Genomic DNA, 26,666 nt, shown 5'->3' on the forward strand with positions numbered 1-26,666 from the left:
GTACGACACTAGACACTCGGTAATATTATACGTACTAAAGTTGAGCTTTGGTCAGTCGAGCAATGACTACATCTTTACCTAGCACGGATAGTGTTTCGTTTAGTGCTGGACTAAAAGGTGCCCAAGACACAGCAAGACGAATCAGACTAAAAAGAATACCTGGCTTTTGCCCTGTTGTTTCAAGGAGATTATTGAGGGTATCTTGAATCGATTGAGGATCAAAATCACTATCTTGTAGTGCACTTTTAGCAGACTCTAAAAGAGTAGTAAGTTCATCGTGACTAAATTTTGCAAGCTGTTTATTGTTTTCAATCATTGCCCAGTCGGGTGTTGGTTCTTCGAAAAAGTAGCTAGTTAATGTTGGTAAATCTTTCAATGTCTTAAGACGATCTTGAACAAGCCTAAGTAGTTCTGTCCGTCGATAATCGTCGACCGATCCGCTATTTGCAGGCCAGAATTCAGACACACGGCCATAGAGATCATCTATTGATAGTTGGCGTATGTGTTGCCCATTAAGCCATAGTAAACGCTGCTCGTCGAAACGCGCCCCACTTCGCTGTACGCGGCTTAGGCTAAACTTACTAATAAGTTCTTCTCGGCTGAATACTTCCTGTTCAGTTCCATCGTTCCACCCCATACTTGCAATGAAGTTTACGAGTGCTTCTGGTATGTATCCATCTTTGAGGTAATCGAGCACGTCCTTGGCACCATCTCGTTTTCCAAGTTTTTTGTTACCAGATTCTGCCATGATATGTGGCATGGTTGCGAAAATTGGCGGTATAACACCCAGTGCCTCGTATAAATTCAAGTAATTTGGTTGGCTTGAAATAAATTCTTGTCCACGAATTATGTGACTAATTTCCATTTCAGCGTCATCAACAATATGCGCAAAATTGTATGTAGGATATCCATCGGATTTAATAAGAATAAAATCATCAATAACATCAGGTCCTGTATGTAGGTCACCCATGACCTCATCGTGCCATGAATACGCTTTAGGATCAGACTTAAATCGTAATGGCATCGTACCGTCCCAAGTAGGTGGGTTTTCCGGCCGATGATGTCTGTATAAAAAGGCCTGCTTATTCATCTTAGCTTCGTCGCGAAATGCCTGCAATTCATCGGTAGTATACGGGTCGGCATAGGCTCTGCCACTATCGATGAGTTTTTGTGCCCACTGTTTATATATTTCTAAACGGTCACTTTGACGGTAGGGCCCATACTTACCTCCGATATCAGGGCCTTCGTCATAGGTGATACCAAGTGCCTTTAGGCTTGTCATCAGATGCTCGGCAGATCCTTCCACTTCCCTTTTCTTATCAGTATCTTCAAGGCGAAGAATGAACTGACCACCAGCTTGGCGCGCAACGAGCCATGCAAAAAGTGCTGTACGCACGCCGCCTACATGCAAAAAACCTGTTGGGCTGGGAGCAAAACGAGTACGAGTAATTGTCATACTGTTATTTTAACAGATTAGCAGCTACGGTGCTTGATATTGAATAGCGTAGCTGCTGAGTACGCCCCTATCGGTGTCATTGATTATAATTGATTTAACTTTTTTCCATGTTGGTGATGGTGAAAATCCAATATCATTTTTATCTTCACCAAGAATCCACACGTACGAAAATTTTTTAATGAAAGTTGAAATATCTTTAATACCTCGCTCATTTGGCATATCGTATAACCCTCTTGTGACACCGGAGTTTTTTAAACTTTCAGTGTAAAGATAGTAGATGGGGTGAGTTTTTGTCTCGTAAACCATAGATGCATAGTACGTATATGGCGATTTGATGATAATTGGTTCGATGGTGCTTACTTGAGAGTCAATCTGGGCCACCGCATCACCAACAGTACTTTTGCCACCAGTATCAAGATTACGATTTCCTTGATGGATAAAATTAAACATGCCTATGACCAAAATAATAAGCAGAAACATGCCGATACATATTTTTTTCGCAAGCTGATGTTTCTTAAAGCTGATAATTGCAAGACTGACGCCGATTAGGAGCATAGACATGAATACTCCAGCGAGAACATAGCGATATGTATAGGCTGGCCGAAATGGTGGCAGCGAGAGCAGCCCGAGTAAAATTATTGGACCTATGCTCATAATGATAACAAGTCGGTATAGTGGTTTTTTTGTCGGTATTATTTCTTTGTAAGTTCGTGTCACGAGCCATGTTGCGACACCTATCCATCCCACAATACCTATGACAAGCCAGCTTGTTATACTACTTGCTGGTCTTAGTAGCGTCATAGTAGTTATTGTTGAAGAAATAGTATCAATAGAGATTGGTTTGATCCAAAATCCATTATCTTGAATATCTTTGTAGCGTGTAATTAGGGATGGGAGCCAGGGTATATATAGTAGTACTGCCATTGCTATAGCGGACAACCACCCTTTAGGTAGTATGAACTTACCTTCCTTATTACGTAATATGTATCGCTCTGATATAACCCAAAGACCATGGCATATCCAAATCAGAGCTGTAAAGTAATTCGTCCACATACCACCCGCAACAAAAACTCCGTAAATAATCCAAAGTACCGTACGCTTTTTACGCTCAACGGTGCCCTGAAGCCGCACGAGTATGTAAGTTGCTGCTAAGCAAAATGCTAAAGCCATAGTATACATTCTAGCTGTTTCACTGTACCTTAAAAAAAGTGGTGAAAAAGTAATGAACGGTAATATGATCCACGCAGCTATTCGACCAAATGCTCTTCTGACAAGAAAAAATGCTAAGGCTATACATATTGCTGCCCATACGACGCTCATCATTCGTAATACAAAAATGGAGGAATCAAAAACCATTTGCCAAAAGTGAAGAGCAATGTAATAGAGAGGCGGATGGACGTCAAGCGATGTATAGTAGACAGCACTCGGAATATTTAAATGAGCTAAGTAAACACTGTAGCCTTCGTCAAAATACGTACTGTCACTACTCAGCATCGGAGTGATAATGATATAAAAAATTGCTATAGATAAAGCAAGAATAATAATATCAACCCAGGCTGGCAATGACCGGTCTATTCTTTTTTTGTGTCGTACTAAAGGTAACTGAGCCATAGGTCTAATTACATGCTTGTAGCGATATGACGTATTTGCTCAGTCGAAAGAGGTGCATCGCCCTTGATAGTGTAGAGTATGCCCCTATTTACCCATGTTGCGTTCGTTCCGTCTATGTAAATTGTTAGTCCACGCTCGGTATATGTAGTTGGAGCAATTCCCTTATTCTCACGAGTATAGTTGTCAAGAACAGCGCTCGAGTCCCAACTACTTTTTGATTGGCGAATCGTATAATCGCTTGAGCCACTGTTCGAGGCGAATTTCATACTGACTTCACCTTGCGTGTATGCAACAGCGCCATTCAAACTGTAGCCGTCTGGCTTATATTCAGGATAGCTCGCAGCAATGCCAGCTTGTGAACTTGCAACTCGAACTGATAGATTAGGCATATTAATATACGTGAAGTAGCCAGCTAAAAGAAGAAGAGCTAAGCTCGCAGATGCAACACTGAAAAAACGTGAACGTCGCTTTGGTTGCTGTTTGTGTGATGAGGTATCTTTTGCCCCGGTATTTTTTAAGGCGTTGGTGATAGCTTCATTTTTAATAGCCTGGGCAGGTTTTGATACTGCGACGACGTTCTTCTTAACTGCTACAGCTGAATTTACTTTGTGTTGCAGTGGATGTGTCACAGGACCAATATCAGAATGAGTAGGTTTTCGTGCAATACGTGCGCCGGCAGGATGAGGAGCAAATTTTGTGATTAAGGGGCTTTTAGTGACGATCGCAGGGTGGCGTCGTACCATGCCATCTATATTATGTGGGGAACTTTTTTTCACAGTACTTCGATTGAGTGTCTTTGATCGCTGTGTACTTGTATGGACCGTTTGAGAGGTTGTGGCATGTTTAACAGGATTAACATGATGAGTACTTACCTTACTCGCTTCAACTAAGGGCAGGCCTGTGTGAGCGTCGTACAATGTCCCGTTAATTGCTACTGTTTTTTGACTCATGTTTTTCTATTCCCCTTTGGCCCATGGTAACTCCTTGAGCTCGTTTGTTACTTATAATAGTAGGGAAAGCGAAAGGATTATGCAAGTGGTATCGTTAAAAAAACTGACAAAATTGCTATACTAGTATATAGGTATGTATCATCCACCCAGCAAACGTAAGCAGCTCGTTCGTCAAGTTGCTGTATACACCGCCATGTCGGTAACTATTATTGTCGCAGTCACTGCGCTCGTATTTATAATGCTTGGATATGATTTTAACAAAAAAGATGGACGTATTGAACAAGGTGGGCTTTTACAATTTGTTACCTCTCCTTCTGGAGCTGAAGTTACTGTCGACGGCAACATGCTCGGTAGCCAGACTCCTTCAAAGTCAACGGCGTTTACCGGTTCTCATTACGTTACGATGAGTAAAACAGGTTATAAGACATGGCAAAAGTCTATTGATGTACTACCTGGTAGTATTTTATGGCTTAACTACGCTCGTCTTATTCCAACAACTCTTACTCAAAAAACAGTAGCTGATTTCACGACCGTGTCGTCGACTGCTTCTTCCTCAGACAATAAATGGCTTGCGGTTAAAGAAGATCCTACGACTCCCGCTATTAAGCTTGTAAATATTAATAGTGATGCGACACCAGTCACTACGCTAAACCTACCTGCTACGACTTACACGCCCCCTACTACCGATAAAGGTCAATCGTTTTTTATTGAGAATTGGGATCAAGCAAGTCGATATATTATTGTTAAACACGTATATGACACGTCAAAAATTGAATGGCTTGTCGTTGACAGCCAAGATGTAACAAAAACAAAAAATATAACACTTCTCCTTGGTATTGATGCTTCTAAGGTAGTATTTAGTAAATTAAATAACCGGGTTGTGTTTGCTCAAATAGGTGCAGATGTTCGCCAAATTGATCTTGACGCTGAGACATTATCGCGGCCTCTCATTTCAAATGTTGCAGAGTTTAGCCTATCCGATTCATCAACAATTACATATGTGACTAATTATGATACTGAGAAGAAGATTCGTAGTGTGGGTTACTATCAGATTGGAGCGGATAAGCCATATATACTTAGAAACTTTAATGAAGGTGTTCTTCCACTCCACGTTGCAATCGCTAGTTATTTTAATGAAAATTATATAACTATTACCTATGGTGATTCGGTAGATATTTTTAAAGGTTCTCTTCCAAAAGTAGCAATTGAATCCTCTGATCTTAGTACTGTCGCATCATTTAAATTAGAAGGTGGTGCCCAGTGGTTAAAGATAGAGAATAGTGGTCGATTTGTGGTTATGCAGAATGGTGGTGTGTATAGTGTCTATGATCTTGAACTCAACAAGTTAACTACGACCACTGTAAAGAGTGACACTGCCATTTCAAAAGAGCTCCCTTGGCTTGATGGCTATACAGTTTGGAATGATACAAATGGAACAGTTCGCCTATATGAGTTTGATGGGTCAAACCAACAAGACATCATGTCTGTAGTCCCTGGCTTAAGCGTGACATTAAATCCAAACGGTAGTTACGTGTATGGTTTTAACAAAAATGCAGCTGGTGCGTACGAGCTGCAACGCACGAAATTAATTCTTTAGTTTTCAGTTGCACCAAGTATACGCTGGACAAATGTAGGTGAGTTACCAGGTATTGTCTGCGTTGACGGTGTGCCACTATTTGTCGGTGCTGCAGCTGCCGCACTTGGGCTTGGGCTTATTTGTTCAGCGGTTACGAGCAAGCGGTTTTGCGATGTCCCAAGTGGCGTACACGTAATAAGTGTTAGTACGGGCTTGTCAGTAGGATAGACGAGTTTAGCAACATCGGTTGGCTTGACTACTTCTGTTTTAGTAACAGTGTAAATATATCGTTTACCTTGATAGTTAACATAAATCGTGTCACCGGTACCAAGTTTTTCAAGTAAGGCAAAAATAAACTTATAGTCACCACTATCAAGAAAATCATTACTAGAATGGCCTGATAAAACCGTATTGCCTACTTGGCCCGGCTTACTGTTAGCCCCCGGTATACCAAAGTACGCTACTCCACTTTCCATTGCTTTCATTTGTGATGTGTAATCTGGTTGTGTGTCATAGATGACAGGAACATCAACATTAATTTTTGGAATGATCAATTTAGGGTCTTGGCTAACGACAACATCCGTATTTGGATCAACAATGATATTTTGAGGATCAATACTTCCAGGGCTGACATATGCTTGAACATTTGCAAAAAGAACTCGGTTATACTGTAGAAAAAGGAAAATAACCATCACAAGACTAGCCGCGGTAATAGGGATAAAATGGCGACTTTTACGTACCTTCTTTGCTGATGTCTGAACGGAATCTAGAAGCTTAGAGCGGAGCTCGTAAAGTGCTTCTTTTTTATCAAGACTCTCGGTAGCATTGGGCACTTCATCCGATTTTTGTAATGTAGCGACTACTGGCTGTGTTTGATGAACATGGTCTTCAAGAACTGTCCTAGCTTTATGTACCTGTCCAATGTAGTAGCGTTCATAATATTTTTGGTAATAGTCCTGCCATGCACTATGGTATTGTTGCCACTGGTTTTGTTCTACTTGTGGTGAATCAGCGTTTGCAAGGGTTCTATCATACGGATTTTCAGCTTCTGTCACATTGCCCGATTCCTGCTCTATTGCTGTGTGCGTAGGATCGTTCGTATAAATTGTATCAATGCGATCCCTAACGACGTTACTTGCCGCCTCTTGGCTGGCTATACGGGTACGCTCAGCAACACGGGATGCAAGATCTCGTGGTGGAACATAGGGTGTGGCAGGTCTGTTGTCATCTGGTCGCATATGTAGACTTCTCTTCTTCACTAGTATACAATACTCTATGAGTTTTCTCACGTGCCGCGGTGGTGGAATTGGTAGACACGCCGGACTCAAAATCCTGTGAGCGCAAGCTCGTGCCGGTTCAATTCCGGCTCGCGGTACCATTCTAAAGTAACGACTATTCGGTCGTTACTTTATTTATTATGCAGCTATTGCACCAGGATATGTACGCAGTCTTTCGGCTACTATTTCCATAAAGTTTCCATGAATAGCATCTAGATTTACAGAATCTTTGGTGGTTGCTGTTCCGTTTAGCTCACGTAAGATTAACCTAGCTGCTCTAAAATTGTTATTAAAATTACCCAAATCTATACCGGAAACGACGAACCCATTTTTTGGTGCTTCTTGATCAAGATTATACTTATCTGATGATTTAACCTGGATATTCGAGACGTATGTTTTACGATCATTGGGAATATATAAATAATTTATGTCAGTTTTAAGCAAAAAATCTGCACTTGTAGACGCGGGTACTGCTAATTTATTGCAATTTTGAGTACGATTTAGCAACGCGAGTGCTGTCTGCTCGTTTAAGACCCCTCTTATTTCGTTACTTCCCAAATCATCAATATCTGGCGTATCTGCAATTAAAAGTGCATCTTCGATAAGTCCCATGCTCAGACCATATACTCCGTTATTTAGTTGACGACGTGCAGCATAATCACCATGTCGACGAAATAATAGAGGACCTAAAATTGTTTGATCTAAAAACGTTAGTTGTGTCCGAGCACGAAATAAGTCCACGAGTGTCGTGCTTGGTTGATGTTGAGCTGTTTCAATCGCCTCTTCGAGTTGTTTTGTAATTTCTGGAAAAAGGTTTGTAGTAGTGGAAATGTCACTTGATTCTGTTCGTTTATAGTACGACTGTATATTACGTACGGTTGCTCCAAGTGCTAATGTTGCGAGAGTAAGAGCAGCTTCCGGATCACTATAGAGATGTTCAAAAAGCCCTCGTTCGCTAGCGCTGAGGGATGGGGTTTTAAGTGAAAAAGTTTCCACAGACATACTTAAATTATAACATATTTATCAATTTTTAACAACTTATATTATTAAGCTAAAAGACTCGTTGTAATTGCCTCAAGCTGTCTTCCTGGATGCCACATTTGATACACCGCGGCTTTTGAAGCAGTGTTCCCTCTCCAAATTGCCATCGGATTTTCCCAAGCAGTTGATGTGACCATTCCGTTGTTTGCGACAAGAAGGTGATCTTTATGAAGTACGGTAATTGTCACTGGATATGAGAGTGTAAATTTATGAATTGCTTCAACGAAGTTGCTAAGCTGCATGCTAAAAGTAAGAATTTTAGTATAGTAAACTGCTTGAAATAGTTTTTGGAGCTGCGCAAAAGATACGACTAATTGTGTGTTTGGCCGTTCGAATAATAGTTGTGAACTATTCTTAACTAAATCAACCGCGTCACGCGTTATAGTAAGTGGGCCTGTATAATCACGAATAAAATCTTCGTATGCAATTGCAGTTTCCGCATTACGACCGGCATCACCTATGAGTAATATTCCACTCGCCCATTGTCCGAGCGTGTGCATTTCTGTGGTTGCAACTCTCGCAAGGCTCCCTGAAGGGTTTGATGCACCAAAAATAGCATCAGTAATGGCAGCTGGAATGGTTTTTCTGAGTACGTCAGGAAGTAAGACACGAACTTCCCCTACTCCAGCTGCACATGCAACTGTATACGCCTCGCCAACTCCTGCGAACCCAAGCTTATTGCCACCTATTATTCCCAGGCGTCCAGCCATGGACCTTTGTTCAGGCTTTGCCCATTCGATGTCAGGATATAGAGCAGATCCAGTGGTTTGTTGTTTCCAATATGGAAAATCATTCATCATTTTTAATCCTCTTCAAATTTCCGAGCAGCGGAATCGGTTTTAGGCCTTTTAGTTCATCTAATAGTGGCGATACGGCAGGGATATTATTTATTAAATATATTGGTATATGATCTGCGAATGCTATCGCCATTTCAATAAGAACATTGGGTCCAATATAATCTGGTATATTATGCTTTTCATCATTGATAACAAGTATGGCATCTGCCCGGCGCACCTCATCAATATGCTTACGCATCGCCTGAGTTTTTGCATCAGAATTATCAGTCATATTTAAAGTGCTCAGTGGATCAAGACTGAATACTCCAGATTTTTTCATGAGGACAGCAGTCTCAGGAATAATAACTTCCCACCCAAGAGATTCTAACTCTTCTTGGACCTGACAAACATGTTCGTAGAAGCTAAAACTTGCGCATAGCGTAATAATTGATTTCCTGCTTGTTTCTCCATGCATCTATTATTAGTATACAGCTAACAAAAACGAATAGGTACGAAGAATGTTACAATTCAATTTCAATACTTACTGGACAATGGTCTGACCCCATTACGTCTGGATGAATTGCAGCACCAATTATTTTATTAGAAATCGTTGCACTTGCAAGCCAGTAATCAATTCGCCAGCCAACATTTCGCTGACGAGCACCACCCCAATGTGCCCACCATGTATACGCATCTTTTTCTTCAGGATGGAGTGTACGAAATGTATCGATAAATCCTGCGCTGATCATGTTATCCATTCCTTCACGCTCTTCGGCTGTAAAACCGGCATTTTTGAGGTTATCTTTTGGTCTTGCGATGTCGATTTCAGTATGAGCAACGTTAAGATCGCCACTAAATAGGACTGGTTTAGTTTTTTCAAGAAGCTTCACATAAGCGAGAAATCCCTTATCCCAATGATCATGTCGTAGACTCAGGCGTGTTAGATCTCGTTTGCTATTAGGTGTATAGACTGTTACGATCCAGAAATTATCGAACTCTGCAGCAATAACTCTCCCCTCTTTGTTTGGGTCACCATATGTGTCACCTTGAACGTCGTATGTTTTTACGATACTTTCCGGGAATCCATCGACCACTTGGAGCGGTTTTGTTTTACTGAAAATTGCAGTGCCAGAATAGCCTTTTTTTGCTGCGCTAAAAAAATGTTCATTATACTGGGGAAAATCAATTTCGAATTGACCGCGATCTGCCTTAGTTTCCTGGAGACAGAGTATATCTGGGTCATGCGTACTAATAAGCTCCTGCAGCGCACCCTTGTTTAGAACTGCACGTATGCCATTAACATTCCAAGAATAGAGTTTCATAAAAATAGTATAACAGGGCCTATCTGTGTCCGCCACTCTGAGGTATGAAAAATACCGACTATTTCTAATCGGTATTAATCATTTTTCTATTTGAATTATCGGTTAAGCATTGCTGAAAGTAGGCTGCGTCGGCTTGCGACGTAATAGCCAGTACTTGCTACGATGGCAGATAGGCCAATGACTGCACCAATACCGTCACCTGCGCCTGTGTGAGGTAGTTCAGGTGGAGTTACAGGAGGAACAACACACTCAGGGCTGTCTTTTGGAAGTGTTTCTTTACCTGGAACTGTACAGTTTTCAACACAGTTAGGACTGTTTGCAGGGAATGTCTCTTTACCTGGAACTGCACAGACTTCTACGTCAATTGCAATTTCGGTTTTACAGCTATTCGATGTTCGGTCACCAAGGCTAGTTTTTGCTGTTACCTGTGCAGTATATGCGCCAGGAGTAAGGTCGCCTGAAGTCATTGTAGTTGTGCTGTTAACATTTGATACTACTTTGCCAGCGCTATCTTTGATAACAAACTGGTAGCTAGTAATTTTTGCACCACCAGAAGCACTTGCAAGCGCATTAAGTGTGTAGTGGGTACGATTTGAAATCGTTGCAGTCAACTGTTTACATTCAGCAATTGGCTGGGGGCTAATTGTGAAACCTGCAGTACATGCACTACTGTTTCGATCGCCAAGACTTGTTTTCGCAGTTACTGTCGCTGTGTATGTACCGTCTTGGAGTGATCCAGTAAGTACTGGGCTACTTTGAGTCGTTGTCTTAACGACTTTACCACTCTTGTCTTTGATGACAAATGTGTAAGCGCTTACAGTAGCACCGCCGGATACGCTAGATGTCGCAGTGAGCTTGTAATCATTACGGTTACTAATTGTTGCGATGAGACTTTTACATTCTGCTAGTGGCTGAGGAGGAATTGTAAAAGATGTACTACAAGTGCTAGCAGTTCTATCCCCAAGTGTTGTTTTAACAGTTACTTTAGCTGTATATTTACCAGGTTGAGCATAAACATGGTCGGTCATATTCGCACTAGTAGTGGCAGATTTACCATCACCAAAGTCAAATACATAACCAGTAACTTTTGCACCGTTCGTAACAGTTGCAGTAGTCGTTAGGTGGACTTTGTTACGGTTAGAGATTGTTGGTGTAATGCTTACGCAAGCTGCTGTTTGAACAGGTTTTGGTTTAGGAGGTACTGGGATTGCCTTAACTGCGTTAGCACATGATTTAAGGATTGCTCCTGTGAAATTACCATCTTTATCAAAGAATACAAATGCAGATATACTGTCAGATGCAAAGCTTGTTGATGTAGCTCGTTCATAGAATGTAGTACTACCAACTTTAAATGAAGTACTACCTGGCATATTCTGGCGACCAACGCTGCGTGCGTTTGTTGCAACTACTTTACCATCAACGATAACACGACCGTCTTTAGTAGTAATTCCATCTTTAGCGGAACTAATAGCAGTAGGATTGATACCATAATGAGCATATAGCCCAGGAAGATCACCTGTTTTGTTCTGGTTATACTTTTGAGTAAACTCACTAGCTGTTAATGCACCACAGTAAATAACTGAGTTTGTATCACAGTCACGACCTTGTGCGTGTAGCTGTGTTGCACCAACTGTCGCTATAGCGGCAATTGATAATAAGATTGCTAACAATTTTTTCATGTAACTCACCTCCTCAAGTGAAAACTATACTTCATACACTAACACAAAATATTTAAAAAGTCAACACATTTTAAACTAAAATTGTCAAATAAAGTAATTTGTTTTAAACATAAGTACAATGGCTTATTACTATTGGAGTGATTTAGCTGTTTTTTATTGCACGTGACGCATCACGTTCTTGATCACGACGTTTCAGGGTTTCACGCTTGTCATAATTCTTTTTACCCTTACCTAGCGCAATAACAATTTTTATGTGTCTACTTGTTGTGATAAGTTTTGTCGGTACTATTGTCATGCCCTGTTTACGGCGGATTGCAAGATCAGTAATCTGTTTACGGTGTGCAAGCAGCTTACGGGGGCTCGTATCGATACTTCGACTGGTAGGGTCACCTTTTTTTTGTAGCATAATGCTAAAACTAGTATTATTAAGCCATAATTCGTTGTCGCGAATTGTCACAAAAGAACCTTTGAGTTGTACATGTCCATCTCGAGCAGCTCGAACCTCAGGCCCTGTAAGCGCTAGGCCGACCACAAGATCTTCGCCAAGTTCATAATCAAACCGAGCCCGACGATTGACGACGGCTCCAGGTTTAGTCACGACTTTCTTTTTTTGTGCCATAATTACACTCTATTGTAACAGATACGTTATGAGCATTTGTGGTTTGTTATACTAAGATGCATGTATAAACGTATTCTTTTAAAACTATCAGGCGAACAACTTCAAGGCGAATTCGAGGGTGGGTTTGATGCAAAACGTGCAGCTTGGATCGCAGCCGAAGTTAAAAAGGTTACAGATTCAGAGGTCGTCATTATGATCGGTGGCGGCAATTATGCACGTGGGGCGCAGCTAACTGGTGGTGGCGTTCAGCGTGTCAGCGCCGATAATATCGGCATGATGGCCACAATGATGAATGCGGTCGCACTGACAGATGTATTTAACAATGAAGGACTTCCCGCTAGTGCTGTCAGCAATATTAAAGCGGATCAGATTATTGATCAGTTTACTCATCGTCGTGCCCTCTCGCACCTTAAAAAAGGTCGTGTTGTTATAGTTGCGGGTGGTATAGGTCGCCCATATCTCACAACTGACACTGCTGCAGTTAGTTTGGCGCTCGAGTTAGAGTGCGACGTCATCTTGAAAGCCACAAAAGTTGATGGTGTCTATGACAGTGATCCTCATAAAAATCCTGCTGCACAAAAATATGAAAAGATTAGTCTACAGCAAGCAGTTGAGCAACCGGATATTCAAATAATGGATAAGGCAGCAATTGCGCTTGCCGCCGACCATAACCAATCAATTATTGTTTTTGAACTTTTAGTTGAAGATAATATCGCTAAAGTTGCTCGGGGTGAACTGGTCGGGACAACTATCAGTAGCTAGCCTTGAAGTTCATATTGTTTTAATTTTTTAGCAGCTTTTTCTGTATTATTTTGCTGGAGTTCGAGTAGCTGAGAATAGATGCCACCACTTGAAGCTAGCTGTTCAGGTGAGCCGCATTCATCAACCTTACCATTTTGAAGCGTGACGATCGTATCAACCGATTGGATTGTACTAAGACGGTGCGCAATAATGAGAGTTGTTCGTCCTTTCATTAAACGCTCTAATGCCTCTTGTACTTTTCTCTCGCTACGTGTATCAAGGCTGCTCGTTGCTTCATCAAGTATGAGTATGGGAGCATCTTTTAAAAGCGCTCTTGCAATAGCGATACGTTGTTTTTGGCCACCTGATAGTTTCAACCCACGCTCGCCAATTTCAGTACTATATTGATTCTCGAATTTACTAATAAATTCATGTGCATTTGCAGAAATTGCAGCTGCTTTAACTTCCTCGTCAGTCGCATTCGGTCGGGCATATGCAATGTTCTCGCGGATTGTTCCGCTGAATAATGCAGAGTCTTGAAATACAACTGCAATATTTCGACGAAGGCTTTCCTGGGTAACATCATTAATATTTTGATCATCAATAGTGATCGAACCACTCGTTACATCGTAAAGACGCAGAAGAAGGCTTGTTATTGTCGTTTTGCCTTGACCACTCTCTCCTACGAGTGCAATTTTACTATCTGCAGGAACATCAAAACTTAAATCTTTTAACACGGGAGACTTCGCATCATATCCAAATGTGACATTTTTAAATACAACCGCACCACGTACAACGTCTAGTTTTTTTGCATTTTCCTGATCTGTGATCTCAGGTTTTTCGTCCATGACTGTGAAATAGTCTTTGCTATTTGCAATCGCACGTTGAGTCTGGCCAACAAGGTAGCTGATACTAAATAAAGGTATACGCATTAACTGTGTATACTGAATCAATAACACCATAGTACCAATACTGTATTTACCATTTGCTGCTTCAATAAATATGAATGCATATAGTGCAAATGTCATTGACGCCAGGACGCTGCGACGAATTGCATCGTGTTTCTGCCAGTAGATGCTCTGGGGACTTGTTGTTTTGACTAATGAGTTCATTAATTTACCAAATATTTGAAGCTCATGCTTTTCTTGGGCAAAACTCTTGACCACGCGGACTTGACCGACACTTTCTGCAAATCGTCCACTGGCTACGTCGCTTTTTTGGTTGATTTCTTTTTGCCAGACAAGCCACTTTTCGCTCGTAAGTGCGGTAAGCCATATGAAAATTGGGTACATGGCGAGTAGTATAAGTGCGATTGGCCAGGAATACTGAGCGACGATAATAAGAGTAAAAACTGAGCTAAATAAGAAAAATAGGAAATTATTACTTAGTGCTTGAGTAAAGTCGCTTATTTGGTGAATGCCACGGTTCATCCGGCTTATGATCGTTCCTGTTAATTCAGTGTCAAAATAACGCTGAGGTAACCTTAACACATGTGCGTAATAACGATTGCTTAGTAGGCGCTGTTGATTAGCTGCAAGCATATCTCCCAAATAGTTACTAAAATTGCTAAACAGAGTTTGACTAATATCAGTCAAAAATATTAAACCAGCAAAGATCGCAACTTTTGTGATGTCCACATGTCCGCCTCCTGATAGCTTGCTAATCTCATCTATCGCTGCCTTTGTAAGAATCGGTACAAGTTGTGAGACGGCGGCAATTAAAATGGTAAAAACTGCGACACCGATGTAATATCGTCGCAGCTCACTAGTAAAGCGGATAATTCGCCAAATACTTTTCATTAACATCATTATAACACCCCTGAACTTATCCATAGTGCTCTGCCTACACGAGCGCATCGTGATTATCACTTTCTGCTGCTCGTTATACGGTAAATTTTCCTGTTATAGTTATGCGTATGGATTATCAAACTTGGGACCGCGATGCCCTACAAAAGACGACGTATGGCCACAGCGGATCCTCAACTGCAGTTTGGAGTACAAAGCCAAACGGCAAGCCTCTCATTATTCTTGTCCATGGCATTAGCGGCGATCATCACGGCCTAGCTGCCATTGCATACGAACTTTCCTCGCTTTATCAAATTGCTATTGTTGAGCTACCTGGGCATGGCAATAGTGACCCTATTCCACTTCCTGACGCCAAAAGTCTACAACGTTGGTTTAGCGCAACACTTAAAAGTATTACTACCACCATAGGCAATCCAGCGCTTATCTGCGCGCATTCGTTTGGCTGCTCAGCAGTTTTATCTCAAGAGATTATTGATAAATATACAATTATTTTGCTAAATCCCGTTCCAACGCCGAGTCGAACCTATGCCCGTTATGCAAAAGGTATCATGAGATCTGCCTCATTCTGGGCACACATCTATAACTGGCCTTTTTTAGTTTATCTTCGTGGACGAGCGCTTATGCAGGTTCGATCAAAAGCTGCCCGTAAAAGAGTGAGTTGGGCTGGACATGCGTCAAGAGCAAATTATACACAGACTGTTTATCAGGCTGGTCTAGTGGATATGATTTTGGACGGTTCGGCGTATCGCTACGCCTCTGATGGTAAGGTGAAATTAGTGATTTGTGGACTACACGACACAACTGCGACTCAGCGTGATCACCCAAGCTTTGCGAAAATTTTCGGCTCAACTGAAGTAACTTTTGTAAGTGGGGGTCATTTATTACCGATCGAGTCTCCAGATGTAGTCGCAAGGATAATAAAATCATCCATGCTACACTAGATTAAATGAATAAAATTCGCGTTAACATCGTGTCGGAAAGTGATATTTCGGTTCAAGGTCATGGAGTTCACACAGCTTATGATGAAATAGCTACTGCACTTGAAAAGCGTGATGACGTCACTCTTATCAGAGGTGACTTTGGTAAAAAAACGGACTGTGATATTGTCCACCTTCATACTATTGGTCCGCGTACGTGGCGAAAATTATCCCAGTCTGGTCCTAAGAAGGTTATTTCGGCTCATGTCGTTCCAGCTTCACTCGTAGGTTCGATAGTTCTTGCCAAGTATTGGTCGTTTGCTGCTTCTTGGTATATGAAATGGTTCTATAACCGTGCAGACAAAGTCCTTGCCGTGTCGGGTACGGTTGCTAAAATCCTGCACGATGATCTGAAAGTGCCACAGAAAAAAATTGAGGTATTCTATAATACAATCGACATGAAGCGCTACGTCACTACTGGCTCAGAGAAAACCGCTGCTCGTAGCCGCCTTAAACTCTCAGATGATGCATTTATAGTTCTTGGAAATGGCCAGGTTCAGCCGCGTAAACGTCTTGATATTTTTGTAAAAATGGCACAAGCATTGCCAGATGTAACATTTATATGGGTTGGTGGCATACCCTTTAAGCAGTTAGGTGCGGACTACGCGTCAATGCATCGACTCATGACAGAAGTCCCAGATAATCTGAGGGTTACGGGAGTTATTCCACATTCAGACGTTAAAGATTACTTTGCCGTTGCTGACATTTTCTGTCTGCCAGCAGAACAGGAGAATCATCCTATGTGCGTACTAGAAGCTGCAAGTAGAGGCATACCTATTATTCTGCGGGATATTCCTGAGTATGATGACACATTTGGCCATGATGCATGGCGCTGTGATGACGATCATTTCATTGAAGCTGTCGCTATGTTACGTGATAACGATGATCTATATAAGCAATGGGTTACGAAAACGCAATCTATTGCAGAACGATTTGATTCAGGCCTTGCTGCAGAGCGTCTCGTCAAACTGTATAGGCAGCTGGTATAATAGCCATATGCGCATAGGCCTTTTTACTGACACCTATAGACCATCCATAAATGGAATTGTATTTGTTATCGAATCTCTCCGTACTAATCTTGAGGCTGAGGGTCACGAAGTATTTATATTTTGTCCAGCAAGTACTGTGCGTCGTTCTCAGCATGCTGCCCTGTTTGACGATGATGACCATATTATTCGATTCCCAAGTATAAAAGGCGCATTTTTTGATGATTATGACACTAGTCTTTTCTTCCCTCCTCGTGTGTTATCACAAGCTAAATCATTAAATCTTGATGTGATTCACTTCTTTACCCCAAGTCAGGTTGGTCTTATGGGTGCCTATATCGCATTTAAAACTGATGTGCCGCTGATCGCTCAGCACTGTACGGACCTTCGCCAATATGTGGAACATTATAGAAGCGGTATGCTTCTCCCGGGTCTACTCGCGCTCGTTGCAATACTGCCTTTTGCGGTTAAAGTTGACGGCAAAGACATCCGCGAGCTTATGAAAATGTATCGTCCCCGGCGTGAACGCGTTCAATGGAATATAGACATTGTTGAGCATGTCGTTACGCTCGTCTATAGTAAATGTGATGCGGTCATTGCTCTTAGCCGAAAAAGCCAGAAACAACTTGAGGGTTGGCAGACAGAAGATAATTATAATTATGATGTGACACTAATGCCAAACGGCGTTGACCGTATTACTCCACCAACTGAAGGCGAGTTAACAAAGTTTCGTCAAGATTGGGGTATTGCAGGAACGGACGAGGTATTTGGTTTTGTAGGTAGACTTGGGTCGGAAAAAAATCTTGATATATTAATTGAATCCATAGAAAAAGTTGTTGCAGCCCGTCCAAAAGCTCGACTTATGTTCGTGGGTGATTATGAATATCGTGAGAGACTTGAGGAACTAGCCGCTGAGTCATCTTGCCCTGATCGTATCACTTTTACTGGAGCCCTTCCCCGTGAGCAACTGGGTGCTGTATACGCATCTATGAAAGTGTTTGTATTTCCTTCTCTTACAGATACTCAAGGCTGGGTACTTCATGAAGCTGCGCTTGCTGGCCTACCTATTGTTCTGCTCGACCGTGAACTATCTGAAGTAATGGTTCCTGGTGTAAGTGGCGAATATGCAGACAATAATGCTGATAGTGTAGCTGAAAAAGTGACAGATCTTTTGGCACATCCAAAAAAACGTCAAGAATACGGTGAGCAAAGTCAAAAATTAGCGCGTCGTTTTACTGAAAGACATCAAGTTAAAAAACTTATCACATTGTACGAACGCGTTACTAAAAGTCACCTTACTGACTAATTAATAATTGACGTAAAAACAACAAAATCATTAATTAGTCAAATATTACCAGTCGTTTATCTATCATCTTGACCCCTATTCTGCTACTATGGATCAGATGATCGCTGATATTACTATTTCTGAAAAAAGCTTTGGCCCTAAGATTCTTATGAGTGGGATTAAGTTTAGTATTGATGATAGTGAAAAAATTGGTGTTATTGGTCGGAATGGTGTTGGTAAATCGACGCTGTTTGGCATTCTTACTGGCGGTGATAAAGATTTTACTGGTGATGTTATCTATAAACGCGGTACCGTGATCGTATCAACCGCGCAGGAACACCACGATATGGGAAATACGACAGTTCTTCAATATGTTCTTGCTGGTCTACCCGAATATGCAGAACTTTCTCAGATTATGGAAACGTACCCAGTTACTATGGGTGATGATATGAAAATGATAGACACTTACACGACAGCATTACAACGCTTTGATGATAAAGGTTTTTATCAAATAGAGGAACAGATTGAGCGTGAGCTTGATAATTTTCAGTTACCAAATATTGCACACCAACAATTTTCGACACTATCAGGTGGTCAAAAACGATTGGTTGAGGTGATTAAAATTATGCATTCTCAGGCGCAGCTTGCGCTTGTCGACGAACCGACGAACCACATGGATTATGTCGCCAAAGATCAGTTTATTGATTGGATGAAGTCCGCTTCTGAAGCCATGCTTGTTATTACTCACGACCGTGATGTACTTCGTGAGGTTGATCGAATCGTAGAGCTAAAAGACGGTGAAAGTGTGAGTTACAAGGGTAACTATGACGCATATTTGAAGCAAAATGCTGTGTCTACAGGTAGCCAAATGAATGAATTTGAAATGATTGAAAAGCGTATCGTAAATCTAAAAGTAAAAGTTCTCGACTATCAGCGTCTTAAGGAGAAGTCACGAAATCCGGGAACGATCCAAAAGTTTAAGCGCCTCGAAGAAAATAGCCGAAAAGAACTAAATGAATTACAAGCAAAAGAAAAGCCTAGCTTTTGGATTGATAAGGAGTCCGCAGCAAATCTTCACTATAAGGTTGCTGCTCAATATGACAAATTTAAGTCTAAAAATATTCGTATGAATATGAAAGCTGATGAGTCGAGAAGCAAGCACGTTCTCGTAAGCGCAAAAAACCTTAGCCTTGGGTACGGTGACACGGCACTATTTGGTGGCGTTAATATCGATCTTCGTGAAGGCGAAGCTCTTGAGGTTCGAGGGCGTAACGGTGCTGGTAAAACGACGCTTATAAAAGCCTTACTAGGTGATAAGACACCGAAAGTTTTCTCCGGTGAAGTAACTCTTGATTCGCATGTGCGCATTGGAGTTTATGAGCAAGAAGTGCTACCGACATACTTTGATCTTCCACTAGCATTAGCAGTCGAAAAAATGTATCTTTCTCGCGACTTACCTATATCTACAACAAAAATTCGTAGTCTTCTTAGTGATTATTTATTCACGGAAGGAGATGGTCATGTTCCAGTTTCAAAACTATCTGGTGGTCAAAAAGCTCGTTTTCAATTAATTACAATGCTTGCAAATGATCCGCAGCTTTTGATACTTGATGAGCCGACAAACCACCTTGATCTTCCATCAATTGAGGAGTTGGAGACAGCACTTGGAAGATATAGTGGTGCAATTTTGTATGTGAGTCATGATGGATATTTCCGTAAACAACTTGGAGGTGATGTCGTTCAGGTTGGTACTAAATAAGAAGTTTATGGTCTAACATTCATTTTAAAATAAAACTACCTCGTTACTAACGAGGTAGTTTAAGTATATTTTAATGATAGTGTTATGCCGCTGAAACGGGTGCAATATTATGTGCTTTAATTGCAGCATCAATTTTTGGACGATCGAATCCAAGAACGATATCACCTGCAATGTCAGTAACAGGGACACCCTGAAAGTTCCCGTTAATTTTAGTCATTAATTCAGCGTAGGCTTCTTTATCTTCCTCTATATCTTTTTTGATATATGGAATACCTAGCTTGTCTAGCCACTGTGCTTCAGTGTGGCAGAAAGCGCACCAAGTAGTGCTGTAAATAGTGACCTGTGCTGTATCGCTCATGAGTACTCCTTTTCGTTGTATTTACTATACATTATACACTAAAATGTATCACTTTGATACAAATTTAAAACATTTACGTTTAAGTGCTATATACTAGAATTGTATTATGCTTATGAATCTTGTCAATGAATCAAGAGTATCTCGGAGGTTTTCGGTTGGTTTTGCGCTTCCGACTGTTTTGATTGCATCAACAATCATGATGGCCGTACTTCTGCTCTCCATTCAGGCAAATACTGCTGTCCGTGCTGAGTTAATGACCCAGTACTATAATCAGCAGGCTCGCCTCGCTTCGCAGTCTGGGGCTACGAGAGCGCAGCAGTGTATTAGCGATAATGGCTCATCCGTAACATGGACTGATGCAAAGCCGCTAACACCCGCAACTGACTGTTCAGGTAATGTTGTTGTTGGATATCCCGCGTATATCTTGACGTCACCTGGCGTGAGAACCTCTTTTAGTGTTCCCGCCCCTATCGTATCAAACGGTACTCAGCGGATTAAGGTAAATGGCATAGTAGAGCTTGTAAGGTCAAGTTCGAACGTTGCATGGAGGACGTACAGTCAGGCTCTTGTTTCGCAAGAAGGGGCAGATGTAAGTTTTAGTAATGTCGCATTCGGCTATGCAAGCACGGAAGGTTCGTACTTTGCTACAATTGGTCTTTCTGGAGATGTTAATGCACTAGGCTACAATGGCCAAGGACAACTCGGAACGGGAGATACAACTTCTAGTTCGACACCTCAACCGTTCTCGCTTCCGGGAGGGGTAAAAGCTACTCAACTAGCAACGAACTATTTGTCATTAGGAACAAATATGTTTGCTATCACTTCCGATGGTAAGGTTTACGGAGCCGGACAAAACACGAGCGGTCAGCTAGGTAATGGCACTGTTAACGCGTCAGCTGCGTTCCCGACAGTTTTTGGTCTTCCAGCGGGCGTAAAGGCAAAGTATGTCGGAGTGCTTGGCGTTGCAACATACGTAATAGGTGACGATAATAATGTTTATGCTAGTGGATCTTGTCAGTATGGTATTCTAGGTAACAACTACACAATAACTGGATGTGCAAACAAGTCCTCATATGTCAGGGTCAACCTTCCTACCCCAGTACTTAGCGATCCGAATACTTTGCCTGTTTCTATAGCTGGTTCGACTCCCCCGACAAATATGGCACTTGATAGGTTAAATGTGTATCTTCGTATGCAGGGCGGGCGTGTATATACATGGGGCATCAATGATTATGGCGAGCTTGGGAACGGGACTGTTGTCGCCTCCTCTACTCCAGTTAAGGTTGGTGTGTATGGCGACTCCGGTCAGCCCAAAGCGACTCAAGTTGCATTTGACGGTAAAACCGCATATATTCTTGATAATACTGGAGTTGTCGCAGCTATTGGTAACAATATTGACGGTGAGTTAGGCGGAGCAGGATCACATCTCATCCACCAAGCAACTGGTATGTGTTTGAATAATGCAGGTAATTCGACGGCAAATCAAAAGGCATCCTTATATACGTGTGTAACTGCTCAGTCTGAACTTGTGCAGTTCCTCTCTGATAAAACGATAGTGCTAAAGACTAATGCTACTACTTCGAGATGTTTGGCTAATGGAGGTCGGCTTACGACTGACGGCAACCCAACATATATATATGACTGTAATGGTGACGTAGCTGCAGAAACATGGGTCTTAAATGATGATGGAACGATTAAAAATGTTGGATCAGGAAAGTGTTTAAATAACCCAGGTAATGCGACTGCTCTCGATTCACCACTAAGTATAATAACCTGTAATGCAGCTTCAACATCACAGCAATGGAACTTGGATCAAAGTCCTTACTTGAGCGTTGTCCCCATTCCAAGTACCGCTGGTACTGTTAAGAGTATAGCAACCGATCAATATAGCGTATTATTTCTGACAAGTAGTGGGCAAGTATGGGGTGCTGGAATGAATGAAAGTGGGCAGCTCGGTAATGGCTTACCGTCAAGGGTGGCGAATCCTGCACTTACGCAGATGGTTCTTCCTGCAGGTCGCAAAGCTGTTAATGTTTACACGACAAAAGCAGGCGGTATTGGATCTTTGTATGCAAACACTTACGTCGTCCTTGATAACGGAGATGTATATGGATGTGGCACGAATTCTTTTGGTCAATTAGGAATTGGCATAACATCACCTAGTGAAAATATTCCAAAGAAGATGAACCTCCCTTCAGGAGTTAAGGCAAAGGTCGTTCAGTCTGGACTCGGCACGACTGTTATTCTAACAACTACAGGTAGCATTTACACAGTTGGTAATAATGCAGATGGACAACTGGGCGATGGAACAACAAATAATAGTTCAATACCCCAGGCAAACCGCTACACAAACGTTATTCCACTCGTTTTGTTCTAGTACTATTATTAGATAATGACGTGAGGTGCCATCCGCCACATGATGGACATAGATACACCGATAATTCGAGATTTAATTGCGAAAGCATTTGATACTCAGCAGCTGATTGGGCTATTTTTTCATTTGTAAAACGACGCTTAGCTTGGCACTGAGCGGTATTCGTAAAAAGTTCGTGTTTTTGAGTTTTATTCTTTCGCGGCATCGTTTACAATTCTTTCGTTCACTGTTACAGTATATAAGTACATGAGCACATCACCAAACCCTACTGGTGCAGCGCCCATACCGCCGGATAAATCGACGGTAATTTTATTGATGAGCACTATTGGTGATACGACATGGCGTATGTTTGTGCCAAGCATTGGGTTCACTATCTTGGGTGTTGTTGCCGACAAACAATTCGGTACAAAGCCTTGGCTCACAGCAGTAGGTATCATAGTTGGGGTATTTGTGGCTGGACTACTAGTTCGTCTCCAAATTAAGAAAGTACAACAAAAATAATATATGAATACATTATATACATTTGCTAGTTCAAATCTTCATATCAGCCTTTCGGCCGAACCGATATTTCACATCGGAAGTTTTGCTATTACAAATGCAATGCTTCTTGGATTCTTAGGCACTATTGTCACACTTGTGATATTTTTCTACGTCGGCTCAAAGCTTAAAAAAGGTTCAACGAATCGCTTCGTTGGACTTGTGCAGTGGGCATTTGAAGGCATGCTTAAGTCAGTTGACGATGTTATAACAGACCGCAAACTTGCAAGAACTATTGCCCCAACTGCCATAACAATCTTCTTTTTTGTCCTGATTAATTACTGGCTTGGTATTCTTCCAGGTATTGGTTCAATCACTTGGAATGGGCTGCCTCTGTTTCGTAGCTTAACAGCTGATTTGAATTTCACGTTCGCTATCGCCATCATTACGATGGTTGGTGTGCAGATTTACGCAATAAAGCACCACGGTGTTTTTGGGAATGCTGGCCGATATTTTAAAAATCCACTCAAAGATCCGATCGGTGCATTCGAAGGTGTCCTAGAATTTATTGGTGAGTTTTCACGAGGTGTCTCCCTCAGCCTACGATTATTTGGAAATGCATTTGCGGGTGAAGTTTTGCTACTCATTGTCGGTATCTTAACGAGCTACTTTGCAACTGTCACACTGCCAATATTCATGGCATTTGAGCTATTTATTGGTTTTATCCAGGCGTATGTTTTCTTTATCCTCACGTTAATATTTACTTCTCTCGCCCAAGAATCGCATGCCGGCGACCCATCATCTGACCATTCCCCTGCTGCTTCCGCCAAAAAGGCAACTCAGCTGGAATGATATAATTGAAATAATACCTAAAGGAGATTTAAATAATGAACGAATTAGCATTTGGTTTGACATACGCATTACCTGCACTTGGTGCAGCAATCGGCGTGGGCTTTATCGGTGCAGGTGCGCTTAATGCACTTGGTCGAAATCCAGAGAAACTTGGTGATATCCGTACGCTAATGATTACAGCGATCGTTTTCGCTGACTCACTCGCTATCATCGGTATCATCGTGGCAATTATTGCAAAGTTCCTCTAAATAAAAGGCGTATAAAGTATGAATATACTCACTCAATTAGCAACGACTGAAGCCGTCAAAGGGGGTATCTTCGAGGCGCTTGGCATAGACTGGAAGACGTTAATTTTTCAGATTATTGCTTTTTTGATTCTCGTATTTCTACTTGGTAGGTTTGTATATCCTGTCTTGATGAAGTCTGTTGATAAACGTCAAGCTGAGATCCAATCTGCAAGTGAAGCTGCGCTTGAGGCAGAAAAAAAAGCAACAGCAGCTGAAAAGAATATTGAAAAGCTTCTTGCAGAAGCACGTAAAGAAGCTAGTGATATTGTTACCACTGCGAAAGACGAGTCTGCTGCTTTATCAGATGCAGCTGATAAAAAAGCAAAAGCTCGTGCTGAACATATAGTTGAAGACGCACGTGAACAACTTGAAAAAGACGTTATTGCAGCGCGTAAGACACTTCATAACGATACAATTGATCTTGTGGCACTTGCAACAGAAAAAGTTATTGGTAAAACAATAACACCGGCACTTGATAAAAAGATCATTGCAGGTAGTGTTAAGGAAGTAAGCTAATCATGGCTACGCGTTTGTCCCGTCGAAAAATTGCCGAATATTACGGCAAAGAAATCCTTAAAGGAACTTCTTTAAAGCAGCTTACACAGGAGCTTTCTGCGTTTCTTATTGATACAAGACGAACGCGTGAACTTGTGCTTATTGTTCGCGATATCGAAGATGTTCTTGCACGAAGCGGTACGGTCATAGCGGATGTCACCAGTATTGAGCCACTTGATGAAACTGCAAAAAAATCAATCAGTGCATTAGTGTCTACTGTTTATAACACAACTGAGCTGCATATACGTCAACATATCGATGCAACTATCATCGGCGGTGTCCATATCCAGTTACCAAACGAAGAGTTTGATGGAACACTACGACATAAACTAACTCGCTTAAGTGCGAACAAACTGTAAGGAAGAGGAATACATGGCTGAACTATCAGTAACTGAACTAAGTAAGAACTTAAGAGATGCAATTACTAATCTTGAAGTAAATGAAGGCCTCGGACAAGTAGGTATTGTTGTTCGTGTTGGTGACGGAGTCGCTTGGGTTCATGGACTGCGGGATGCTGGTTATTCTGAGATGCTCGAAATTGATAGTGCTGATGGTACAGTCGATGCATTTGCCCTTAACCTTATGGAAGATGAAATCGGGGCTGTGCTTCTTGGCAGTGACGAGCTAGTATCAGCGGGTGCGAAGGTTCGTCTAAAAGGCACGCTTCTTCAAGTTCCTGTTGGCCCTGAACTACTTGGCCGTGTGGTTGATCCACTTGGCCGTCCTCTTGATGGTGGTGCGCCGATCAAAACCAAGCATACCGGGCTTGTTGAGCGTGAGGCGATTGGCGTGATGGGCCGTAAATCTGTGCACGAGCCACTCATGACTGGTATTGCTGCTATTGACTCTATGTTCCCTATTGGCCGTGGCCAGCGCGAGTTAATTATTGGTGATCGCCAAACTGGTAAGACTGCCCTAGTGATTGACACAATGATCAACCAAGGAAAGCAGAAAACTGGTGTCGTGAATGTATACGTTGCAATTGGGCAAAAGCTTTCGAAAGTTGCCCGCTTAGTTGACCGACTTAAAGAAGAAGGCGTTATGGATCAAACAATTATTGTTGCGACTGGTCCGGCTGACCCAGCTTCACTTCTTTATTTGGCACCTTATGCTGCAACCGCTATGGGAGAATATTTCCGCGATAACAAACAGCACGCTCTTATGATCTACGATGATCTTACGAAACATGCAGTTGCCTATCGTCAAATGTCGTTACTTCTTCGTCGCCCGCCGGGACGCGAAGCATATCCTGGTGATGTTTTCTATCTTCATTCTCGTTTACTCGAGCGATCAGCAAAACTGTCAGACGATCTCGGTGCAGGTTCTTTGACAGCTTTGCCAATCATTGAAACACAGGCTGGTGATATCTCTGCTTACATTCCAACGAATGTCATTTCAATTACTGATGGGCAGATCTTCCTTGAGACGGATTTATTTTATCAAGGTATTCGTCCAGCGATCTCTGCGGGCTTGTCTGTTTCTCGTGTTGGAGGCGCTGCCCAGACGAAGGCTGTCAAAGGAGTCAGCGGTGGCCTCAAACTTGGCCTCAGTCAGTTCCGAGAGCTTGCGAGTTTCGCCCAGTTCGGTAGTGATCTTGATGAAGCGACTAAGAAGCAGATTGATCGTGGCCAGCGTCTTACGGAGCTCCTTAAGCAGCCACAATATCAACCTGCAAGCATCTGGGAACAGGTAGTTAGCGTGTACGCAGTATCACACGGGCACTTTGATAGTGTTCCAGTCAGTAAAATAAAAGATGCACAGGCCTCATTACTTACGCGTCTTTGGACTGATCATAAAGATGTGATGCGAGTTATCAACACTGGAGATAAGTCAACTGATGAGCAGTTTACACTAATTGATACAGTTGCTAAAAAAGTAGCTAAGGGATTCGAGGGAAAGTAGT

At 41.9% G+C, this 26,666-nt stretch carries 25 protein-coding genes and 1 tRNA gene; 14 read left to right on the plus strand and 12 right to left on the minus strand.

Annotated features, from left to right (window positions below):
• Nucleotides 1-34: 34 nt before the first annotated feature.
• Genes gltX through ABIS22_04475 form a run of 3 tightly spaced genes read right to left on the minus strand, consistent with a single transcriptional unit; the run spans nucleotide 35 to nucleotide 4,017 of the window.
• A complete protein-coding gene (gene gltX, locus ABIS22_04465) occupies nucleotides 35-1,456 on the minus strand; it encodes a glutamate--tRNA ligase (GenBank protein MEO7741138.1) in 1,422 nt (473 codons plus the stop codon).
• 24 nt (nucleotides 1,457-1,480) lie between these two features.
• A complete protein-coding gene (locus ABIS22_04470) occupies nucleotides 1,481-3,067 on the minus strand; it encodes a glycosyltransferase family 39 protein (GenBank protein ID MEO7741139.1) in 1,587 nt (528 codons plus the stop codon).
• A gap of 8 nt (nucleotides 3,068-3,075) precedes the next feature.
• Nucleotides 3,076-4,017 carry a DUF4367 domain-containing protein gene (locus ABIS22_04475; GenBank protein MEO7741140.1) on the minus strand — a complete coding sequence of 314 codons (942 nt, stop codon included), beginning with the start codon at nucleotides 4,015-4,017 and terminating at the stop codon, nucleotides 3,076-3,078.
• 133 nt (nucleotides 4,018-4,150) lie between these two features.
• On the opposite strand from ABIS22_04475, the gene ABIS22_04480 reads away from it, so the two are divergent.
• On the plus strand, nucleotides 4,151-5,614 hold the full coding sequence (locus ABIS22_04480; GenBank protein MEO7741141.1) for a PEGA domain-containing protein: 1,464 nt from the start codon (nucleotides 4,151-4,153) through the stop codon (nucleotides 5,612-5,614).
• Here ABIS22_04480 and ABIS22_04485 read toward each other — a convergent pair.
• On the minus strand, nucleotides 5,611-6,831 hold the full coding sequence (locus ABIS22_04485) for a sortase (protein ID MEO7741142.1): 1,221 nt from the start codon (nucleotides 6,829-6,831) through the stop codon (nucleotides 5,611-5,613). The two genes, ABIS22_04480 and ABIS22_04485, sit on opposite strands and share 4 nt — an antisense overlap.
• A gap of 53 nt (nucleotides 6,832-6,884) precedes the next feature.
• Between ABIS22_04485 and ABIS22_04490 the strand changes: the two genes are divergently transcribed.
• Nucleotides 6,885-6,971: transfer RNA gene (locus ABIS22_04490), tRNA-Leu, on the plus strand.
• Nucleotides 6,972-7,008: 37 nt separating this feature from the next.
• Here ABIS22_04490 and ABIS22_04495 read toward each other — a convergent pair.
• The 6 genes from ABIS22_04495 to smpB all read right to left on the minus strand — a co-directional run bounded on the left by ABIS22_04495 (nucleotide 7,009) and on the right by smpB (nucleotide 12,307).
• The gene (locus tag ABIS22_04495) at nucleotides 7,009-7,872 is read right to left on the minus strand and encodes a hypothetical protein (protein MEO7741143.1); all 864 of its coding nucleotides are present in this window, start codon (nucleotides 7,870-7,872) and stop codon (nucleotides 7,009-7,011) included.
• 44 nt (nucleotides 7,873-7,916) lie between these two features.
• Nucleotides 7,917-8,711, minus strand: coding sequence for a hypothetical protein (locus ABIS22_04500; protein ID MEO7741144.1), 795 nt, complete (start codon nucleotides 8,709-8,711; stop codon nucleotides 7,917-7,919).
• Nucleotides 8,701-9,162 (minus strand): hypothetical protein, encoded by a 462-nt coding sequence (locus tag ABIS22_04505; protein ID MEO7741145.1) that lies wholly within the window; start codon nucleotides 9,160-9,162, stop codon nucleotides 8,701-8,703. The genes ABIS22_04500 and ABIS22_04505 overlap by 11 nt, the downstream gene beginning before the upstream one ends.
• A 46-nt stretch (nucleotides 9,163-9,208) precedes the next feature.
• Nucleotides 9,209-10,009, minus strand: coding sequence for an exodeoxyribonuclease III (locus tag ABIS22_04510; GenBank protein MEO7741146.1), 801 nt, complete (start codon nucleotides 10,007-10,009; stop codon nucleotides 9,209-9,211).
• Between the two features lie 95 nt (nucleotides 10,010-10,104).
• Nucleotides 10,105-11,688, minus strand: coding sequence for a PKD domain-containing protein (locus ABIS22_04515; GenBank protein ID MEO7741147.1), 1,584 nt, complete (start codon nucleotides 11,686-11,688; stop codon nucleotides 10,105-10,107).
• Nucleotides 11,689-11,830: 142 nt separating this feature from the next.
• Nucleotides 11,831-12,307 (minus strand): SsrA-binding protein SmpB, encoded by a 477-nt coding sequence (gene smpB, locus ABIS22_04520; protein ID MEO7741148.1) that lies wholly within the window; start codon nucleotides 12,305-12,307, stop codon nucleotides 11,831-11,833.
• 60 nt (nucleotides 12,308-12,367) lie between these two features.
• Between smpB and pyrH the strand changes: the two genes are divergently transcribed.
• Nucleotides 12,368-13,069 (plus strand): UMP kinase, encoded by a 702-nt coding sequence (gene pyrH, locus ABIS22_04525; protein MEO7741149.1) that lies wholly within the window; start codon nucleotides 12,368-12,370, stop codon nucleotides 13,067-13,069.
• Here pyrH and ABIS22_04530 read toward each other — a convergent pair.
• Nucleotides 13,066-14,847: an ABC transporter ATP-binding protein gene (locus tag ABIS22_04530; protein ID MEO7741150.1), complete on the minus strand. Its 1,782-nt coding sequence runs from the start codon at nucleotides 14,845-14,847 to the stop codon at nucleotides 13,066-13,068. The two genes, pyrH and ABIS22_04530, sit on opposite strands and share 4 nt — an antisense overlap.
• A 116-nt stretch (nucleotides 14,848-14,963) precedes the next feature.
• On the opposite strand from ABIS22_04530, the gene ABIS22_04535 reads away from it, so the two are divergent.
• From ABIS22_04535 to ABIS22_04550, 4 genes are all read left to right on the plus strand, one after another.
• The gene (locus tag ABIS22_04535; GenBank protein MEO7741151.1) at nucleotides 14,964-15,794 is read left to right on the plus strand and encodes an alpha/beta hydrolase; all 831 of its coding nucleotides are present in this window, start codon (nucleotides 14,964-14,966) and stop codon (nucleotides 15,792-15,794) included.
• Between the two features lie 5 nt (nucleotides 15,795-15,799).
• Nucleotides 15,800-16,819, plus strand: coding sequence for a glycosyltransferase family 4 protein (locus tag ABIS22_04540; protein ID MEO7741152.1), 1,020 nt, complete (start codon nucleotides 15,800-15,802; stop codon nucleotides 16,817-16,819).
• Between the two features lie 7 nt (nucleotides 16,820-16,826).
• The gene (locus ABIS22_04545; GenBank protein ID MEO7741153.1) at nucleotides 16,827-18,122 is read left to right on the plus strand and encodes a glycosyltransferase; all 1,296 of its coding nucleotides are present in this window, start codon (nucleotides 16,827-16,829) and stop codon (nucleotides 18,120-18,122) included.
• Between the two features lie 88 nt (nucleotides 18,123-18,210).
• Nucleotides 18,211-19,860 (plus strand): ABC-F family ATP-binding cassette domain-containing protein, encoded by a 1,650-nt coding sequence (locus ABIS22_04550; protein ID MEO7741154.1) that lies wholly within the window; start codon nucleotides 18,211-18,213, stop codon nucleotides 19,858-19,860.
• Between the two features lie 82 nt (nucleotides 19,861-19,942).
• On the opposite strand, the gene ABIS22_04555 is transcribed toward ABIS22_04550, so the two are convergent.
• The gene (locus tag ABIS22_04555) at nucleotides 19,943-20,218 is read right to left on the minus strand and encodes a glutaredoxin domain-containing protein (protein ID MEO7741155.1); all 276 of its coding nucleotides are present in this window, start codon (nucleotides 20,216-20,218) and stop codon (nucleotides 19,943-19,945) included.
• Nucleotides 20,219-20,324: 106 nt separating this feature from the next.
• Between ABIS22_04555 and ABIS22_04560 the strand changes: the two genes are divergently transcribed.
• The 7 genes from ABIS22_04560 (at nucleotide 20,325) to atpA (ending at nucleotide 26,665) form a co-directional block, all read left to right on the plus strand.
• Entirely contained in the window at nucleotides 20,325-22,595 is a 2,271-nt protein-coding gene (locus ABIS22_04560) for a ricin-type beta-trefoil lectin domain protein (GenBank protein MEO7741156.1), read from the plus strand.
• Between the two features lie 243 nt (nucleotides 22,596-22,838).
• Complete coding sequence (locus ABIS22_04565) at nucleotides 22,839-23,093, plus strand: AtpZ/AtpI family protein (GenBank protein ID MEO7741157.1); 255 nt, start codon at nucleotides 22,839-22,841, stop codon at nucleotides 23,091-23,093.
• A gap of 3 nt (nucleotides 23,094-23,096) precedes the next feature.
• On the plus strand, nucleotides 23,097-23,921 hold the full coding sequence (atpB, locus tag ABIS22_04570; GenBank protein MEO7741158.1) for a F0F1 ATP synthase subunit A: 825 nt from the start codon (nucleotides 23,097-23,099) through the stop codon (nucleotides 23,919-23,921).
• Nucleotides 23,922-23,956: 35 nt separating this feature from the next.
• A complete protein-coding gene (locus ABIS22_04575; protein MEO7741159.1) occupies nucleotides 23,957-24,169 on the plus strand; it encodes an ATP synthase F0 subunit C in 213 nt (70 codons plus the stop codon).
• 18 nt (nucleotides 24,170-24,187) lie between these two features.
• Entirely contained in the window at nucleotides 24,188-24,724 is a 537-nt protein-coding gene (atpF, locus tag ABIS22_04580; protein MEO7741160.1) for a F0F1 ATP synthase subunit B, read from the plus strand.
• Between the two features lie 2 nt (nucleotides 24,725-24,726).
• Nucleotides 24,727-25,122 carry a F0F1 ATP synthase subunit delta gene (locus ABIS22_04585; GenBank protein ID MEO7741161.1) on the plus strand — a complete coding sequence of 132 codons (396 nt, stop codon included), beginning with the start codon at nucleotides 24,727-24,729 and terminating at the stop codon, nucleotides 25,120-25,122.
• A gap of 13 nt (nucleotides 25,123-25,135) precedes the next feature.
• A complete protein-coding gene (gene atpA, locus ABIS22_04590) occupies nucleotides 25,136-26,665 on the plus strand; it encodes a F0F1 ATP synthase subunit alpha (GenBank protein MEO7741162.1) in 1,530 nt (509 codons plus the stop codon).
• Nucleotide 26,666 lies beyond the last annotated feature (1 nt).

The organism is Candidatus Saccharimonadales bacterium (genome assembly GCA_039928925.1).
Taxonomy (GTDB): Bacteria; Patescibacteriota; Saccharimonadia; order Saccharimonadales; family Saccharimonadaceae; genus UBA6022.